This window comes from Bdellovibrio sp. NC01 (assembly GCF_006874625.1).
Taxonomy (GTDB): domain Bacteria; phylum Bdellovibrionota; class Bdellovibrionia; order Bdellovibrionales; family Bdellovibrionaceae; genus Bdellovibrio.
Map to the genome: position 1 here is coordinate 2360715 of NZ_CP030034.1, position 16136 is coordinate 2376850.

General features: G+C 44.4%; 27 protein-coding genes and 1 tRNA gene. 17 read left to right on the forward strand and 11 right to left on the reverse strand.

Annotated features, from left to right (window positions below; translation table 11 throughout):
* Window positions 1–19 precede the first annotated feature (19 nt).
* On the forward strand, window positions 20–1837 hold the full coding sequence (locus tag DOE51_RS11315) for a monovalent cation:proton antiporter-2 (CPA2) family protein (protein WP_142696682.1): 1818 nt from the start codon (window positions 20–22) through the stop codon (window positions 1835–1837).
* Window positions 1824–2312, forward strand: coding sequence for a Cys-tRNA(Pro) deacylase (gene ybaK / locus DOE51_RS11320; protein ID WP_142696683.1), 489 nt, complete (start codon window positions 1824–1826; stop codon window positions 2310–2312). Before DOE51_RS11315 ends, ybaK begins: the two co-directional genes overlap by 14 nt.
* 3 nt (window positions 2313–2315) lie before the next feature.
* On the opposite strand, the gene DOE51_RS11325 is transcribed toward ybaK, so the two are convergent.
* Together DOE51_RS11325 and DOE51_RS11330 are read right to left on the reverse strand one after the other, a co-directional pair.
* Entirely contained in the window at window positions 2316–2807 is a 492-nt protein-coding gene (locus DOE51_RS11325) for a hypothetical protein (protein ID WP_142696684.1), read from the reverse strand.
* Window positions 2808–2822: 15 nt separating this feature from the next.
* A complete protein-coding gene (locus DOE51_RS11330) occupies window positions 2823–3137 on the reverse strand; it encodes a YheU family protein (protein ID WP_246845044.1) in 315 nt (104 codons plus the stop codon).
* An 83-nt stretch (window positions 3138–3220) separates the two neighbouring features.
* On the opposite strand from DOE51_RS11330, the gene DOE51_RS11335 reads away from it, so the two are divergent.
* The gene (locus DOE51_RS11335) at window positions 3221–3574 is read left to right on the forward strand and encodes a hypothetical protein (RefSeq protein ID WP_142696685.1); all 354 of its coding nucleotides are present in this window, start codon (window positions 3221–3223) and stop codon (window positions 3572–3574) included.
* 55 nt (window positions 3575–3629) lie between these two features.
* Here the strand turns inward: DOE51_RS11335 and DOE51_RS11340 are convergent, their stop codons facing one another.
* The gene (locus DOE51_RS11340) at window positions 3630–3821 is read right to left on the reverse strand and encodes a hypothetical protein (RefSeq protein WP_142696686.1); all 192 of its coding nucleotides are present in this window, start codon (window positions 3819–3821) and stop codon (window positions 3630–3632) included.
* A gap of 270 nt (window positions 3822–4091) precedes the next feature.
* Between DOE51_RS11340 and DOE51_RS11345 the strand changes: the two genes are divergently transcribed.
* Both DOE51_RS11345 and DOE51_RS11350 read left to right on the forward strand, forming a co-directional pair.
* Entirely contained in the window at window positions 4092–4475 is a 384-nt protein-coding gene (locus tag DOE51_RS11345; RefSeq protein WP_142696687.1) for a four-helix bundle copper-binding protein, read from the forward strand.
* A gap of 158 nt (window positions 4476–4633) precedes the next feature.
* Window positions 4634–5053, forward strand: coding sequence for a hypothetical protein (locus tag DOE51_RS11350; protein WP_142696688.1), 420 nt, complete (start codon window positions 4634–4636; stop codon window positions 5051–5053).
* A gap of 63 nt (window positions 5054–5116) precedes the next feature.
* On the opposite strand, the gene DOE51_RS11355 is transcribed toward DOE51_RS11350, so the two are convergent.
* Complete coding sequence (locus tag DOE51_RS11355; RefSeq protein ID WP_142696689.1) at window positions 5117–5392, reverse strand: helix-turn-helix domain-containing protein; 276 nt, start codon at window positions 5390–5392, stop codon at window positions 5117–5119.
* A 63-nt stretch (window positions 5393–5455) separates the two neighbouring features.
* The gene (locus DOE51_RS11360; RefSeq protein WP_142696690.1) at window positions 5456–5671 is read right to left on the reverse strand and encodes a hypothetical protein; all 216 of its coding nucleotides are present in this window, start codon (window positions 5669–5671) and stop codon (window positions 5456–5458) included.
* 198 nt (window positions 5672–5869) lie between these two features.
* On the opposite strand from DOE51_RS11360, the gene DOE51_RS11365 reads away from it, so the two are divergent.
* The 7 genes from DOE51_RS11365 (at window position 5870) to DOE51_RS11395 (ending at window position 10120) form a co-directional block, all read left to right on the forward strand.
* Window positions 5870–6124 (forward strand): hypothetical protein, encoded by a 255-nt coding sequence (locus DOE51_RS11365; protein ID WP_142696691.1) that lies wholly within the window; start codon window positions 5870–5872, stop codon window positions 6122–6124.
* A 119-nt stretch (window positions 6125–6243) separates the two neighbouring features.
* The gene (locus tag DOE51_RS11370) at window positions 6244–6876 is read left to right on the forward strand and encodes a glycosyltransferase family 1 protein (protein WP_142696692.1); all 633 of its coding nucleotides are present in this window, start codon (window positions 6244–6246) and stop codon (window positions 6874–6876) included.
* A gap of 89 nt (window positions 6877–6965) precedes the next feature.
* Window positions 6966–7154, forward strand: coding sequence for a hypothetical protein (locus tag DOE51_RS11375; RefSeq protein ID WP_142696693.1), 189 nt, complete (start codon window positions 6966–6968; stop codon window positions 7152–7154).
* A gap of 47 nt (window positions 7155–7201) precedes the next feature.
* Window positions 7202–7381 carry a hypothetical protein gene (locus tag DOE51_RS11380; RefSeq protein WP_142696694.1) on the forward strand — a complete coding sequence of 60 codons (180 nt, stop codon included), beginning with the start codon at window positions 7202–7204 and terminating at the stop codon, window positions 7379–7381.
* A 118-nt stretch (window positions 7382–7499) separates the two neighbouring features.
* Entirely contained in the window at window positions 7500–8870 is a 1371-nt protein-coding gene (locus tag DOE51_RS11385) for a chloride channel protein (RefSeq protein WP_142696695.1), read from the forward strand.
* A 53-nt stretch (window positions 8871–8923) separates the two neighbouring features.
* Window positions 8924–9778, forward strand: a complete 855-nt coding sequence (gene kdsA, locus DOE51_RS11390) for a 3-deoxy-8-phosphooctulonate synthase (protein WP_142696696.1) — start codon at window positions 8924–8926, stop codon at window positions 9776–9778.
* 12 nt (window positions 9779–9790) lie between these two features.
* The gene (locus tag DOE51_RS11395) at window positions 9791–10120 is read left to right on the forward strand and encodes a multidrug efflux SMR transporter (protein WP_142696697.1); all 330 of its coding nucleotides are present in this window, start codon (window positions 9791–9793) and stop codon (window positions 10118–10120) included.
* A gap of 13 nt (window positions 10121–10133) precedes the next feature.
* On the opposite strand, the gene DOE51_RS19190 is transcribed toward DOE51_RS11395, so the two are convergent.
* A complete protein-coding gene (locus DOE51_RS19190; RefSeq protein WP_168196436.1) occupies window positions 10134–10286 on the reverse strand; it encodes a hypothetical protein in 153 nt (50 codons plus the stop codon).
* A 149-nt stretch (window positions 10287–10435) separates the two neighbouring features.
* Between DOE51_RS19190 and DOE51_RS11400 the strand changes: the two genes are divergently transcribed.
* The 4 genes from DOE51_RS11400 to DOE51_RS11415 all read left to right on the forward strand — a co-directional run bounded on the left by DOE51_RS11400 (window position 10436) and on the right by DOE51_RS11415 (window position 13264).
* Window positions 10436–11887: an ATP-binding protein gene (locus tag DOE51_RS11400; protein ID WP_142696698.1), complete on the forward strand. Its 1452-nt coding sequence runs from the start codon at window positions 10436–10438 to the stop codon at window positions 11885–11887.
* A 63-nt stretch (window positions 11888–11950) separates the two neighbouring features.
* Window positions 11951–12024: transfer RNA gene (locus tag DOE51_RS11405), tRNA-Cys, on the forward strand.
* Window positions 12025–12073: 49 nt separating this feature from the next.
* Window positions 12074–12769, forward strand: coding sequence for an alpha/beta fold hydrolase (locus tag DOE51_RS11410; protein ID WP_142696699.1), 696 nt, complete (start codon window positions 12074–12076; stop codon window positions 12767–12769).
* Between the two features lie 9 nt (window positions 12770–12778).
* The gene (locus DOE51_RS11415; RefSeq protein ID WP_142696700.1) at window positions 12779–13264 is read left to right on the forward strand and encodes a DUF4442 domain-containing protein; all 486 of its coding nucleotides are present in this window, start codon (window positions 12779–12781) and stop codon (window positions 13262–13264) included.
* Here the strand turns inward: DOE51_RS11415 and DOE51_RS11420 are convergent.
* Both DOE51_RS11420 and DOE51_RS11425 read right to left on the reverse strand, forming a co-directional pair.
* Window positions 13261–13683, reverse strand: coding sequence for a Crp/Fnr family transcriptional regulator (locus DOE51_RS11420; protein WP_142696701.1), 423 nt, complete (start codon window positions 13681–13683; stop codon window positions 13261–13263). The two genes, DOE51_RS11415 and DOE51_RS11420, sit on opposite strands and share 4 nt — an antisense overlap.
* A gap of 228 nt (window positions 13684–13911) precedes the next feature.
* A complete protein-coding gene (locus DOE51_RS11425) occupies window positions 13912–14229 on the reverse strand; it encodes a hypothetical protein (RefSeq protein ID WP_142696702.1) in 318 nt (105 codons plus the stop codon).
* A gap of 325 nt (window positions 14230–14554) precedes the next feature.
* Here DOE51_RS11425 and DOE51_RS11430 point away from each other — a divergent pair, with 325 nt between their 5' ends.
* Window positions 14555–14827 (forward strand): hypothetical protein, encoded by a 273-nt coding sequence (locus tag DOE51_RS11430; protein ID WP_142696703.1) that lies wholly within the window; start codon window positions 14555–14557, stop codon window positions 14825–14827.
* A gap of 135 nt (window positions 14828–14962) precedes the next feature.
* On the opposite strand, the gene DOE51_RS11435 is transcribed toward DOE51_RS11430, so the two are convergent.
* The 3 genes from DOE51_RS11435 to DOE51_RS11445 form a co-directional block, all read right to left on the reverse strand.
* Window positions 14963–15283, reverse strand: a complete 321-nt coding sequence (locus tag DOE51_RS11435; RefSeq protein ID WP_168196437.1) for a helix-turn-helix domain-containing protein — start codon at window positions 15281–15283, stop codon at window positions 14963–14965.
* Window positions 15284–15464: 181 nt separating this feature from the next.
* Window positions 15465–15749: a helix-turn-helix domain-containing protein gene (locus DOE51_RS11440; protein WP_142696705.1), complete on the reverse strand. Its 285-nt coding sequence runs from the start codon at window positions 15747–15749 to the stop codon at window positions 15465–15467.
* A 100-nt stretch (window positions 15750–15849) separates the two neighbouring features.
* The gene (locus DOE51_RS11445) at window positions 15850–16134 is read right to left on the reverse strand and encodes a helix-turn-helix domain-containing protein (protein ID WP_210415524.1); all 285 of its coding nucleotides are present in this window, start codon (window positions 16132–16134) and stop codon (window positions 15850–15852) included.
* Window positions 16135–16136: the final 2 nt, after the last annotated feature.

Genomic DNA, 16136 nt, shown 5'->3' on the forward strand with positions numbered 1-16136 from the left:
CTTTGCTACCGTTTGGAGTATGACTCACGCCCATCTGATCCCCGTCATTGTTTTTCTTAGCTCTTCCGTTCTTCTTGTTTCCCTATTTCAAAAATTAGGACTGGGAAGTATTCTTGGTTACTTAGCCGCGGGATTGCTTGTTGGCCCACAAATGTTGGGCCTGATCACAGATCTTAACTACACCCAAAGCCTTTCTGAATTCGGTGTTGTCTTTCTTCTGTTTCTGATCGGTCTTGAGCTTCAGCCTAAAAAATTATGGTCGCTGCGCAAAACCTTGATCGGTTATGGCGGCATTCAAATGGGGCTTACCACTTTGGTGTTCGGTGGCATTGCGCACGGCTTTGGTTTATCGTGGCCCGCAAGTTTTGTGGTTGGCTTTTCACTTTCTCTTTCTTCAACGGCCTTTGCTTTACAATCGCTACAAGAAAAGAAAGTTTTAAACACAGAATTCGGCAGAGCTTCTTTTGCGATCTTGTTGATGCAAGACGTGTTTGCGATCCCTGCCCTTGCGATCATTCCAAGCTTGGGACTTGATACGGCAAATGTTGCTGAAGTGAACTGGGGGGCTTTCTTATTTACGATCCTGGGCATTTCGATCTTCAGCCGCACATTGATGGGTCCCTTCTTACGCCAAGTCGCAGCCTTGCGCAGCCGTGAGCTATTTACGGGCGTGACGTTACTGATCGTAATCGGTGTCGCCTTCCTGATGGAGCACGCAGGCCTGTCGATGGCCTTAGGCGCCTTCATTGCCGGTGTCTTTTTATCAGAATCTGAATATCGTCATGAATTAGAAGCCGATCTAGAACCCTTCAAAGGGATCTTGATGGGTCTATTCTTCGTCTCTGTTGGGATGTCGGTGAATGCGGCTTTAATCATTCAAAAACCATTTACGATCATTGGTCTGACGGTTTTGTACATGATTGTGAAAGGTGCGGCGACTTATCTTACGGGTCGTATCATGCACTTAAAACGTCTGCCTTCTAGCAACCTTGCCGTCTACCTAGTGCAAGGTGGTGAGTTCGCCTTCGTAATCTTCGGCGTTGGTAAGAATGCTAATATTCTTTCTTTAGAGTGGACACAAACACTGACTTTGATTGTGACACTTTCGATGATCTTAAGTCCGTTTATTATTTTAGTGAACGATCGCATACAGGAAAGAGCCATCGATACGTTACCGAAAAAAGACTACGACAAATTTGAAAATGTCGAAAACCCCGTGATCATTGCGGGCTTCGGTCGCTTTGGTCAGATCTTTGGCCGTATCTTAAGAACACAGGATATCGGTTTCACCGCTATTGATCACGACACAGAACAAATCGAACTGCTGCGCAGATTCAGCAATACGGTTTATTACGGAGACGCTTCCCGCAAAGACATTCTGATTGCGGCAGGTGCCGCGAAAGCACGATATTTTATTATTGCCGTAGATGACATGGCGGTCGCAACGCAAATCGCAGAACTCGTGCGCACGGAGTTCCCGCATTTAATCGTCTACGCGCGAGCGCGCAATCGTCAGCACGTGTTTGACTTGATGGCCTTAAAAGTTCATCACATCAAACGTGAAACTTTGGATTCAAGCTTAAATCTGACACGCGAACTTTTAGAAGATCTTGGCATTCCGAAAGAGCGCACTTACCGCATGATCGAACGCTTCCGCTTGCATGACGAATTGATGGTCAAAGAACAATTCAAAGTTCGTCACGATCAAAAAGTTTTCTTGGATCTTTCACGCCAGGGCATGGAACAATTGGCGCAAGTTCTTAAAGAGGACGCAGAAAAAACATACATCGAGCCTCGTCCAGAAACAGAAAAGACAATAACCCATGAGCGAATCTAAAGTCCCCGTCACTCTTGCTATTCGCATGTTGAACGATAACGGCGTGCAATTCGTGCCACATCTTTTTAAGTATGAAGAAAAAGGTGGCACATCGGTTTCATCCCGCGAACTGGGCGTCCCCGAACATGCGGTGATTAAAACCTTGATCATGGAAAACGACAGCAAAGAGCCGCTTGTTATTCTTATGCACGGAGACATGCAAGTTTCAACCAAACAGCTGGCTCGTGATCTGGGTGTTAAATCCATCAACCCCTGCAAACCGGAAGTGGCTGATCGCCACTCGGGTTATCAAGTGGGCGGCACCTCACCTTTTGGTACAAAACGCCAGATGCCGGTGTATATGGAAAAAACGATTTTAGATTTGCCAAAGATTTATATCAACGGCGGCAAACGCGGTTTCTTGGTCGAGATTCTACCCCAAGAAGTGATGCGCTTGTTATCGCCCACTTTGGTGAATGTCGGAATTAAAGGCTAAAAATTATTTTTTATAAACTTCCAGGAACTTGAAGTACTGACCTTTGATGTCATCAAGTTCCATGGGGTTGCCGTAAGCATCTTTAGCCAAAGCACCTGGCTTAAGCACCATCTGCCCATGTTCGATATCGTAATCAATTCCACGCACGAAAAGTTTTTCCACTTCCGCACCCGTCGCTTCTGAATAAAACGTGACATAGAAGCTGCGAATTTCACTGCGTTCTGGAATGAAGCCATGAACCAAATTCAGTTGATGAACAAAGTTCCGAGGACAACGCAAAAAGATAATACGTGGCGATTCAACTTTAGAAATCCAATTTTGAAAATTACGAATGCCGATGGAATTGATCGCTGTCAAATAACGAAGATCCAAGCTCAGATCATAAGAAGGATGGACTGCAACTTGATTCAGCTCTGACGAGTATTCGTTCAGACTGCCCTGCAAAGTCAGCACAAGGGTATTATCAATAAGATCTGTGGAAATTTTAAGAGACATGTAAGAAAAACTCTATCACGTTTGCGATAATCTTTGCAACTTTTGCCACTCGGCTTTGGTCATCAAAGTGACTGATTCGGATGCAAAATCAAACACGATCTTGATGTCTTTGCGTGCAAGTTGTTTGCGAATTTGTTCTTTCTTCGCAGACAAACTGACCTCAACGCTCCCGTAATCTGTACCTTCGCGAAGAATGAACGCTTCAATAATGCCTTCGATCGCGTCAGCGCTCAGATCTTCTTGTGGAATTTCAACGGGTGGTTTTACTTCTTCATTCATGGGCTCAGCATAGAAAGCCCGCGCGCGAGTCGCAAGACTTTTATCTGACACATCTTAAAAGAAACAGAAGGTCAAACCGGAAAGCCTTCGGTAAAGTTGGTTTGTCGTTAACTCTTCTCAATAAGGAGCTTTCTATGATTTTAACTAGCGTGGGTTCTTCGGTTTTACTGAGCTTCGCCCTGACTGTTCCAGCACTGGCGGCAGAAAAGATCGCAACGACTGAATCAGCACCAACTTCCACGGAAGACGTGCATGAAACGGGAATGCAAGAAATGAAAAACGATCCGGGCCCAGCCCCTTCTTCGCGTGTAGATAAAGGTACGGCAGAACCAATGCGCCAAGCAGACTCGTCTGACAAAAAAGCTCCAGGCACTCGCACTTCAAAGTCGAACTTAAAACAAAAGAAGCAGCAAGGTGCTAAGACCGGCGTTGGCGGCGGAGCCAGTGAAAGCAACAGCAATGCTGAAAGCAATAAAAAGAGCGAATAAAAAAAGGACTGCGTTAAAAGCGCAGTCCCTTTTTTAAAACTTTTGGTTGGGTCAATTATTTTTGGCTTTGGCCTTTATCGAAGTTTTGAGAGCCAGTGTCTGATTGCCAGCTTTGCTGACCAGATTTTTGGCCTTGGTTTGAGTTTGGAGTTTGAGATTGTTGGTTACGACCCATATTGCCTTGTTGACCAGTCGATGATTGTTGTTGATTCATGCCTGGTTTTTGAGCTTGGTTTTCTTGAGCCATATTAGCCTCCTTGTTAAACGACGTATGTCGCATAGATTTAAACTTCAAAAGACGTGCCTCTGACGAAATCTTTTATAAAAGAGATTATGCTTTCTTATGGGACGATCTTCCGCAAAACAGGGGCAATATTTCGCCCATAGCTCAGGCGCGACTCGACAGCAGTCGGTCTCTTGCGGTTTAGCAACTCTCACAAAATAAACTGGGAGTGCAAAAAATAATTTCGATAATAGAAGATACGCCCCACCCAACTCATCTGATCAGGAGGATCTTATGGCAGAGAACTATTCACAAAGCTCTTTAAATGGCCAACACGAGCATGAAACGTCAGCGATGCAACAATGTATCGACAACTGCACGGAGTGCTCGCACTTGTGTTTGCAGTTAGTGCCTCACTGTTTAGATATGGGTGGCGAGCACGCTAGCTCTGAACACATCAGTATTTTGCAAATCTGTTCATTGATATGTGAAACGAGCGCAAAATTGATGACACTAGATTCTGAATTCCACCATGACTTGTGCCGCTTGTGTGCAGAAGTCTGTAAAGCCTGTGCAACGGACTGCGAACGCCTGGCTCAGGGCGACGAAATGATGATCGATTGCGTAGAGGTATGCCGTCGCTGCGCGGAAAGCTGCGAGCGCATGTCAGCCCACTAGATTCCCCTTCAAATCCAGTAATTTGGCCCCCTCACTCCTAGGAACGAGAGGTTTTTAGACACTCTGGAAGCTTTTTCAAAAAACTCATTCCTAACAAATGAAAAGGCCTTTTTTAGGTATAGTGCCTCCATTCAAAAAACGAATGGAGATTCCCCCTCATGAAAGCATTTGCTGCACTTAACGTATTGGCTCTTCTATTGGTATCTAGCTTGTCACACGCCCAGGCGATCCGCCCTTGCGCTGACGAAAAATTGGTTTGCAAACTTGAAGACGCTACGAACTTTTATCAACGTACAACTCTTGATACTTCTGTCACTGCATGGTCGGGCTTAAACGATGACGAACCATCAATTGAACCTAATGAATGCAAAATCTTGACAGCTCTTGCTAACAAAGAAGCTGCTGTTTATTACACGATTATCTTGGGTGATTCTGACAATGTCGTTACGATCTTGCCTCGTACAATGTCAAACCCCGTTCAGTCTTTGAAAGGTGAAGCGACATTCCCAGTGGTTGCTAACAAATCTTTCTATTACCGTTACGGCAACGATCTTTTGACTTGCACATTGACGAAGTAGTTTGATTTTTTAAAGTCGAAATAATTGAAATAAAAAACGCAGTCCCAGGACTGCGTTTTTTATTTAAGCCTTAGCTTGTTTGAATTTTCTTTGCAGATTAACAGTCGTCTGTCTGATCTCTTCTTCCAGAACCACTTCAAAAAGTTTGTCTGGAGAAATTCCGTAAAAATCCGCTAGTTTTTTTAGAATCGTAATCGGTGGCGATGAAAGACCACGCTCCCAGTTTGAGATAAACTGAGCGCTTTCGTATTTCAAAAAATCCGCCACGTCTTTTTGCGAAAGATTGGCTTCAATACGCTTGTCTTTTAAAAAACTAGCGAGTCCGCTTTTATTGCCCATGACCTCTCCTTATCGCATCCTATAAACAATATGTTAGCGATAAGGACTGACAACAGTCAATGCTCAATAGTGATTCAGATGATCCGTGTGTCCTTCTGAATCTATAACTTCTGTGAGATCCTCGTGATCAGTCTCAGAGTCATAAACCGCTTCATCCTCTGCTGGCTGAGCCGTATAAGGATTTTCCTTACTCACCACCCCCTGTTTTCTTGCGTTTTGAGGCAGACTTGCGGGATTCATCGTTGGACCTTTATTTGTGTCTAATGCTTCTTTAGGCATAAAAACCTCCATGTTGATGACTTCATTATAAGCGCCCCCACTGCTTTTGCCGACAGACCGAAGGCCCCACTTTGACTTCAAGTTCGCAATACTTAGCCACCTTGGTCTATGACAAGTGTTTGGATTTTAACAATGAGGACATCTTCATAATGCTCCCTGTGGAAAAGCTCTTCACACTGAAGTTCTCAAGGAGGGGTTATGAAAAAATTAATATTTCTATTTGTTATTAGTTGGAGTTTGCTTAGCTTTGCAGCCGCGAATTCAGAATCACTCGATCATGATTCCCCTTCCTACAAAAGCAAGCCTGATCAATCATCCTCTATGGACCGCCCTCAAAAAACCGAGACTCTTAATAAGCAACCTGCTGAGCGAAGAAGCCACAAATCAAAAGCAGGAGTCCAATTGGAAAAAGAGAAAAAAGACAAACAACCCAGCGAAAGCGAAATACGCTGAAGAACTGTAAATTGGCAAAGTCATTTGAAAAGTGCGTTCGTAATTTGGAGTAAGAAGATCTGATGCGGATACTTAAATCTTCTTGCTCGACACAACAAGAAATCAAGGGATGCAACACTATGAATACGGGCTCAGTCAGTTTAGATATGATCGTTTTTTCTCATGTGCGCTGGAGTGACGTGTATCAACGTCTGCACCACTTAATGGTCCGCTATGCGCGCAACCGTCGTATTTTCTTTTTTGAAAAACCGCAGATCGGAGATCAGAAAGAAAGTTCCTTTGAGCATCAATATCGCAGCGGAGTTCACGTCGTGACTCCCCATATTCCCTATAATTTTACCTCGACCGAACGTCACGACGATTGCCGCAGTTACATCGATACCTTGATGGATGAAGAAGGTGTCGCAAAATTTCATCTATGGTATAGCGATGCTTCGGCTCTAAAATATTCAGAGCATTTAATTCCCGTTCTGACGATCTATGACGGCTTCAGTAATTCGCTGGTGACGGATCACGAGTCCGAGCAAATCTTAATAAATAAAGCGGATTTGATTTTAAATCAGCATCCCCAACAAAAGCCGCAACTGGCAGTGGGATCCGATGTGACTTCCGATTATCTTCTAAAAACTTTTGATGAGCGCAATCAACATCTTGCGTGGGACCAATCCTGGAGATGTGTCGCCGATTTAGAAGAAGAAGCGATGAGACGTAAAATTCGCAAAGCCACTGAACTTTTGACTCGCAGTCTTTAGACAATGCATTCACACATACACGAATTGGCCTTTGGATGGATGGGCCTCTTTCCTCGCTCGAGTAAAATGAAAGTGATGAAGGGGGTCTTATGAAAAGTAAAACCAACCGTGGCCATATTAAAGATAACGACAATAAAAAAGTTCCAAGTTATCAGCAAAAACAGCAGGACATGCGACAAGGCCCTGATCGCGATAAAGCGACTCATTCTCGTTCAGAGCTGGGATTTGAAAATCGCGATACCACTGGTTATGACCGCGAACACAAAGGAAACTATTAATCACAAAGGGAAGTCACAACACTTCCCTTCTTTTCTTTGGAGGAAGTATGAAATCTTCAATTCGTAAAGCCGAAGAAAACACACAGTCTTCGGATAAAAAGAATTCTTCGCCGCCTACTCATCGTAAACCGCCACAAGATCAAGAATTCGCTCGCGATGTGAAACACGAACAGAAGCTTCATCACAAAGATCGTTCGTGGGATAAGCCTGAAGAGGACATTCTTTAGTTTTGACACGCCGTTTCGATGCAAGGCCACATGCATTGACGCATTTTCGTTTCAGTATCAGTTTCCTTGCGAGCCCAAACTTTTACTTCGCAAAGTCGAAGTAAGCAGAGGATGAAAAATGTCTGAACTCGAGCTTTCCAAGAAACGTCGTCTTATTTTTATTTGCTTACTAAGCTGCCTTGTTGCGATTGCCAGTATGTTCGTCGCAAAACTTTTGTTGATGGGTATTGGTCTTTTCACAAACATCTTTTACTTCCAATCGTTTTCTCTGACCGAACGTGCCCCGAGTGAAAATACGATGGGTTGGTTTGCCGTTCTCGTGCCCGTGTTGGGTGGTGTGATTGTTGGTTTGATGGCGCGTTTTGGTTCCGCAAGTATTCGTGGCCACGGTATACCCGAAGCAATGGAAAATATTTTGGAACGTGAAAGTCGCATTCCTCGTCGAATTACTTTCCTAAAACCACTCTCGTCTGCCATAGCGATTGGATCTGGCGGCCCGTTTGGAGCCGAAGGACCTATCATTGCCACAGGTGGTGCTTTAGGTTCATGGCTTGGGCAAATCATTCCCACGACTCCTTACGAGCGAAAGGTGATTTTGGCTTCTGGTGCTGCGGCGGGCATGACAGCCATCTTTGGAACGCCCCTGGCTGCGGTTCTGCTTGCGATTGAATTGTTGTTGTTTGAATTTCGTGCGAAATCTTTTATTCCCGTAGCGCTTGCAACTGTTGTCGCTGCGACTTTGCGTACGGTGTTCTTTAGTTCCGGCGCCTTCTTTACGATGCCCGATCTTGCAATCACCACTATTCCGAATCTTGCGACCTATTTTGTTTTTGGCGCGATGATGGGTGTCCTGTGTGTGCTTGTAACAAAATCGATTTATTGGGTTGAAGATCAATTCGAAAAATTGCCATTGCACTGGATGTGGTGGCCAGCTCTGGGTGGAATCGCTGTGGGAATTATTGGTTTGATCGAGCCGCGCAGTCTTGGTGTTGGGTATGATAACATTACCTTCAGCCTCAGTGGTCAGTTAACGATTGGCGTGGCCTTAAGTATCTTTATTTGGAAGTTTCTATCTTGGGCGATTGCTTTAGGTAGTGGGACTTCGGGTGGGACACTGGCGCCATTGCTTACTTTGGGTGCAACCTTTGGCTTCGTTACTGGAACAGTTCTAAACACCGCGTTCCCCTCTTTGGGAGTTGATCCCCATGCGATGGCTTTGGTTGGCATGGCAGCTTTATTTGCCGGTTCATCGCGTGCGCTTTTGACATCGGTGGTCTTTGCGCTTGAAGGCACAAAACAACCTCTGGGCCTTGTGCCGTTATTGGGTTGTTGCTCGATTGCATATTTGATTTCCACATTATTAATGAAAAACTCAATTATGACGGAAAAAATCGTTCGCCGTGGTTTGAAAGTCCCAAGCGATTACTATCCCGCGTTGTCGGATCTTGAAGAGGGTCCTGCTAAGGATCACTCAGCGAAAGCCCATTAATCTGCGTTTTATAGCCCTTTACCATAGCTCCCCCCGGTGCTATGGTAATCGGCATGCAAAATAAGATCGTAAAAATCGGAAATATCGAAGTTGCCAACGACAAACCCTTTGTTTTGTTTGCTGGTATGAACGTTTTGGAATCTCGTGATTTAGCTATGCAAGTGTGCGAACACTTCGTGAAAGTCACAGATAAGTTGAAAATTCCTTACGTATTTAAATCTTCTTTCGATAAAGCCAATCGTTCCTCGATTCATTCCTACCGCGGTCCGGGAATGGAAGCCGGTTTGAAAATCTTTGAAGAGTTGAAAAAAACTTTCGGCGTGAAAGTCATCACTGACATTCACGAAATTCACCAAGCAAAACCGGTATCAGAAATTGCCGACGTGATTCAGTTGCCAGCTTTCCTAGCTCGTCAAACGGATCTTGTAGAAGCCATGGCGCGCACAGGTGCCGTGATCAACGTTAAGAAGCCTCAATTCTTGGCACCAAGCCAAATGGGCAACATCGTCGAAAAAATTCAAGAGTGCGGTAACGACAAAGTTATTTTGTGCGAACGTGGTTCTTGTTTTGGTTACGACAACTTGGTTGTGGATATGTTGGGCTTCACAGTGATGAAGAAAGTTTCTAAAGGCGCGCCAGTAATTCTGGATGCGACTCATGCTTTGCAATTCCGTGATCCAGGTGGTGCGGCTTCTTCAGGTCGTCGTGCGCAGGTGGCAGAGCTGTCTCGTGCAGGTCTTGCTGTTGGTTTGGCTGGTCTATTTATCGAAAGCCATCCAGATCCAGAAAAAGCAAAATGCGACGGCCCTTCCGCGTTGCCATTATCGAAAGTTGAACCTTTCTTACAACAAATGAAAGCCATCGACGACATCGTCAAAGCTTTCCCCGTGTTGAATACAGAGAACTAATTCCAAAAGCGAATGATTTACGTAAAACTAGCACTGGCTATTATTTTTGAAGTCATCGCCACTTCTTTGTTGAAGAAAACAGAGGGCTTCACGCACATCCCGTTTACTGTGACGATGCTTGCTGGGTATTTGTTGTCGTTTTATTTCTTAAGTCAGGTCGTTAAAGTTCTGCCTGTCGGTATTGTCTATGCGACATGGTCAGGACTCGGAATCGTTTTGATTTCCACGGCAGGTTACTTTCTATACAAGCAAGCTTTGGATTTACCTGCGGTGCTCGGCATGGGCTTCATTATTGTGGGTGTCGTGCTTATGAATGTGTTTTCGAAAATGTCAGTTCATTAAGAAGGCTGCGCTATTACGCGCGGCCTTTTTTGTTTTTCAATGCTTCCGGACGCTCTTCATTTTTTCGAACAGACTCTTTTGGTTTTCTGCCACTGATCTTGCCTTCAAGTTGTGATGCTTTTTTCGTTTCTAAAGTTTTATAAATTCTTTCGTTCTTATGCTGCATAGAAGCCTCCCTTTGTTTCAGATTAGAAAGTTTTTCTGGCAGCGCAAAGGCTAGCTGACAACTTACACCGAGATCCGTCCATCACCTCATTTGGTTGATTGATGTTTTCAAATTTTATGTGCGACCACAGCTTGCACATAAAACTTCGCATGAAAATTCAGTCTTTAATTCGTGAACACGATCGCTTAGTCCCTGTTGAAGTTGAAATCAACTTCATCGCAGGTCTTCCTCAAATTCAATTCTTGGGTCTTCCCGACCAAGGCATTAAAGAAAGTATTCACCGAATTAAAAGCGCCATTCGCGCGCAAGGTTTTGAATTTCCCAAAGCACAACAAGTGTTGGTGAATCTTCGTCCCAATCATCTTAAAAAATCCTCTCGCGGTCTTGAGCTCGCCGTGGCCTTAGGAATTCTGTGGGAATCGCAGCAAGCTGTTGTGCCTGAAGTTGAATCCGTCACCATTTATGGCGAACTCGGTTTGCTTGGTGAAGTGTTCGAGCCCGATGATCTGACAAAAGATTTCGAACCCAGCGAAGAAACACTCGTATGGACCGGGCAAAATAATGGCGGCACGGCAACTTTTGGTCGCGCGCTGCTTTCATCTCTTCAAGATATTAATGAACCCACATTCGTTGAAGCTTTACCACGCAAGTACGAGATTGAAAGACCTCGCACTGGATTGGATTTAGAATTCCCCGAGCGGCAAGCGGAACTTCTAAGTCTTGTGGCTTTAGGAGAGCACTCAGTTTTGTTGGCAGGGCCTGCAGGTTCAGGCAAAAGCACTATTGCGAGAACACTGTCGTCACTCCTGCGTGCGCCTTCGCAAGATGAAATGCATGTGATTGTTCGAAACAACAGGGAGTCATCGGAAACCCCACTCAGATGGCGACCTGTGGTGCATCCCCATCATTCAACTTCACCTTTGGGTTTGATTGGTGGGGGTGTTCCCCCCTTTAAAGGCGAAATCACTCGCGCGCATAAAGGTGTGCTGGTGCTTGATGAACTTTTAGAATTTCAAGCGCGCGCACAAGAATCCCTGCGTGAACCGATGGAAGAAAACTGCATTCGTATTCGTCGCGGCAGGTATTTTGAACAATACCCTGCTGAAACACTTGTGATCGCCACCACAAATCTGTGTCCGTGTGGAGATTGGGTTCCCGGTGCCAGAATCTTGTGTGGGCGTTCTTTGAAAAAATGTCAGTCTTATGGCGAGCGTTTATCGGGTCCGTTAGTAGATCGCTTTCAAACAACTTTCTTCACCAGCAAGAAAGAGGACGGCACAAAAATGAAAGGCCAATCTATATTAGAAAAGATTGAAGAAGCCCGAGCATTTCGTCAGCATTTAGCGGAAAAGGATCTGCGTTTCAAAAAGGTCGCAGGCTTTTGGCGTTTTGAAGAGCTGATTGCTGATTTACCAAGCTTCTATATGCGAGAAATCTTTCCGCAGGAGCTTTCAAGTCGCCGCCGCGAGCTCGCGACGCTTCGAGTCGCAAGAACGTTTGCCGACCTTGATCACAAGGAAAAGCTACAGCCGGAACACATTGAACGAGCCTTGAAGCTTACTTATCACCCGTTTGAATCCCTAAAACGCCTCGGCTGTTAATCAAAAAACTTGTTAAAAGTTGACTTCAGAACCCCTAAGCCTTAGTTTGAACCTTCCTTTAGGGGTGATGTGGCCGAGGGGTTAGGCTCAGCTCTGCAAAAGCTGCTACAGCGGTTCAAATCCGCTCGTCACCTCCAATTTTTCTCTCTCTAGTACTAATCAAAATCTTATGTTTGAATATCGGGTATGAACTCATCTCATCCTATTGTTCTTATTCCGGGGCTTGCGTGTTCGGCGCGACTTTTTGAAGCGCAGATTCCTTCGCTTTGGCAATTTGGGTCAGTCCAAATCGCAGATCATCGTCAACACGATACAATGTCTGAAATTGCAAAAGAGATTCTTGCGACAGCTCCGCCGAAATTTACGCTAATGGGGCTGTCGATGGGTGGCTACATTTCTTTTGAGATTCTTCGTCAAGCGCCCGAGCGTGTAATGAAACTCGCGCTTCTAGATACGTCAGCACGCCCCGATACAGCGGAACAAACGGCCGCCCGCAAAGTGGCGATGGACCAAGCCACTTCAGGAAAATATGAAGAAGCAATGAAAGCTTCTTTACCATTTGTATTTCATGATTTTGATAATCCGCGCTTGCAGAAAATATTTTTGCAGATGACAGAGGACACTGGCATTGATGCGTTTCTGCGCCAGCAAAATGCCATCATGTCACGACCTGATTCGCGACCTGATCTTAAAAACATTCTGTGTCCCACACTTGTTCTGGGTGGTCGCGAAGACAAGCTCACGCCACCGGAAGTGATGTCTGAAATTGCAAATGGCCTTCCCAGATCTGAATACGTGACCATTCCCAACTGTGGACATGCTTCAACATTAGAACAACCTGAACTTGTAACGAACGCACTGGTGAAGTGGTTAAAGAAATAGGAAATCCAAATGATCGTAAGATGGCTCAGAGCAATTGCAGAACGAACTCCGACTTGGGTGATGCGGTTATTTTTTAACATCTATCCACCGTACTTCGGGGCCGGTGTCGAGGTTGAAGAGATTTCTAAAGATCGCAGATATCTGCGGGTGGCTTTAAAACTTCGTTTCTACAATCGCAATTACGTGGGCACGCAGTTTGGTGGATCGATCTATTCCATGACTGATCCGCATTTCATGTATTTGCTTATCAATAATCTTGGTCCCGGTTATGTGGTTTGGGATAAGGCTGCGAAGATTGATTTTATAAAGCCTGGCAAAACCAAACTGCTCGCGGAATTTCGCATCGACGATGCTCTGTTAAACGAAGTGAAAGCGCGCACCGCGAATAACGAGAAATATATTTTTGATCTGTCCGTCACAATCAAAGACATCCACGGCGAAACCATCGCCGAGGTGATTAAAACTCTTTATGTCAGAAAGAAAAAACCAGCTTAACCCGCATCATTTAGCGGAGCCGGTTTTTTAGACGAAGACATTTGTTCCTGATGTACTTCTTGATCGATGCGCACACGCAAGTGATGTGCGACGATGCGGATGTGGCTGATCAGTGTCTTCATCAAGGCTTCTGCCCAAGGCGGAAGCTGGGCCATACTATGCAAAAGAGTCGCATATTCGATCATGATGACTTCAGTGTCTTGCGTGGCCTTGACGTTGTGATCGCGATGCTTGCCATCGAATAAAGACAACTCCCCGACGATATCATCAGCGAAGATATGATTCCGATGGGCAACCTCATGATGCAAAAAGAAGCGGGTTATCACAAGCGATCCTGATTTTACCAAATACATGGCGGTCGCCGGATCACCTTGCCGATATAGATATTCACCTTTTGGAATTGTTATTAACTTCGCCATGTCCAGATAGTTATCAAATTTTCTTGATTAAAAAAGACCAGTCTTGCAAATGCGAACACGGGGCTAGTGAACACAAAGTGGTTGATTCACATTCGACGGACACTGCTAGTGCGCACGAGTTTTCGCTTTTTAACGCCAGAAATTTTAGAAAGTTTAAACTAGAGATGAAGACATTCCATTCACATTAGAACAAGGTCTGGTCACAGAAAAGGGCTCTCTGCCCTTTTCTTATTTCGCTCTAATGATAAATAAACCGTCTAAATCAAAACGTTCGGTTGATTTCAACAATGTCTCTTTAATTTCAGCGCTGATTTTATTGCGCTCTCCGGCCATTGGAATGAAAGAACCATCGGCATGAGTCAGACTGAATTCAATTTTATTGTGACTCACAAGATCGCTTAATGCAGAGATAACGTAAGAACGGACTGCGTGAAAATCATTATGCTTCAGATATGTTTCAGCAAGAATGCTCACGTGATGAGCTTTCATCGGACCGTGTTCTAAACCAGATTCAAGTGCTTCGAGAAATTCTTCGTAAGATGCCAAGCCAATATCCTCAATAAAGTACCAATAAACATACCTAACTTTATAGGGGGTTAACAACCTTCAATTTACTCTCTAGACTCGCTGTTTAAATGGTTATGTTACCTAAAAACCAGGAATTGTCGCTCACGTAAGTGATTCCGCCACCACATGCGAGAGCACTACCTGGATACAGGACGGCCTTTAGTAAAGAACACTCAAGCAGATTTGCACGAAGCGATTGTGTATATTGTATCGGCCTCTTGCGAGTTCACGAGTTTGCATCAATTCTCAAAGTGTTATTGTTGAAATAAGATATTCGTGGAAAACGCATAACAAGGAGGCCACTATGAAAGCAAGTCTACTGCTAGTAAGTGCACTTCTGCTGGGGACTCTGGCAGAAGCTTACGATGATGACTATCATCGCAACACAATGAATCCGACAACAAGTGATCAATACCGTACACCAGAACAAAGAGAATTCAGCTCTCGCGCGGCTGAAAACACATACGAGTCCACAGGCCGAAGCATGAGAGATAAATATATACGTGCTTCAAATACAAGCCACGATACTTATCAAGATCAATACAAAGCCAACCAATACGATCGCACTCGTGAATAGATTGATCTCTCATAAAAAAAGCGGCAGAATATACAAAAACAATAAGAAAATAAAAAGCCAGGGCCGTACAACCCAATGCCAACCAATGTAGCGAGGATCAAAAAATCAGAATTTCAACGCTTAATTTGAGATTCATCAAAAAGAGGTGACCCACGGATCTCTACCCGATTGTGTCTTGGCTTCATCGTCTTCGTCCTTTTGAAGAGCAGTCCACTTATATATAGCAATAAGCACAGCCTGTTCTTTTTCTCCGTCGATATAGGCATTTAACATATCACTATATTCGACATCATAGATCTCACAAAGCTGCTTCAGTACAGCGATTGATGGTTTTGCGGAGCCTCGTTCGATGTTTGAAATGAATTGGTGATTTGATTTGCCGATCAACTCGGCCGCTTCCCTCTGAGTCAGCGCTTTATTCATCCGCTTCTGTCTCAAAAATTCATACAAACTCATGTGCATCCCTCGTTGCTGTGTTGTGGAATAGTTATTCTCCGAATAAATCTTATCGAGTAGTTATAGACTATAAATATTTATAACCGGAAATAGCGGAGTCATGAAAAAAGGCGAACCGACTCACGTGAATCCGAAGGTTCAACGATGATATTTTTTAAATTAACATTGGGCCCGAAAACTTCTAATGCCCACTTGGAGATGAAGCGCAACGTTCCCATTCAGACTTAATTTTTTTGCTCACTTTGCGATGACAAAGATTCATATATTCTTGGGTCATTTCTGATTCTTGGACGCTGTAGATTTCGCAAAGTTTTTTTAGAACTTCAATCGATGGCACGGACTGGCCACGCTCGATGTTAGAAATGTATTGCCCTTGTTGATCCTTACCCAGCAATTGCGCTGCCTCCGACTGGGTAAGGCGTTTATTGATGCGCAACTGTTTGATGTAAAGACCAAAGGTGTTCATAAATAACTTTCAAGTTAGCAGAATCTTTGTCGCACCTTCGCACGGAAACTTCGCAATACAAAGTTACGTATTTGAAACCAAACTCAAGCAAACGCCTGCGTTAAGGATTCCACCGTCCCTTACGCGTAAACTGTTTTTTAAAATCTTCAGTAATAACCCTGATTTCTTCTTGTAAGAATTTTTCAAACAAAAGTTCGTCATCATATTTAAAGATCTTGGCCAATGTCTTCAAATGCGCCACGGGTGGCGTAGAAATACCACGCTCCCAGTTGGACACATACTGAGGAGTTGCATACTGCAACTTTTCTGCGACTTCAAATTGTGTCAGATGTGACTGAACACGGAGTTCGCGCAGAAGCTCAGCGAATTCATTTCTTCCCATCATAA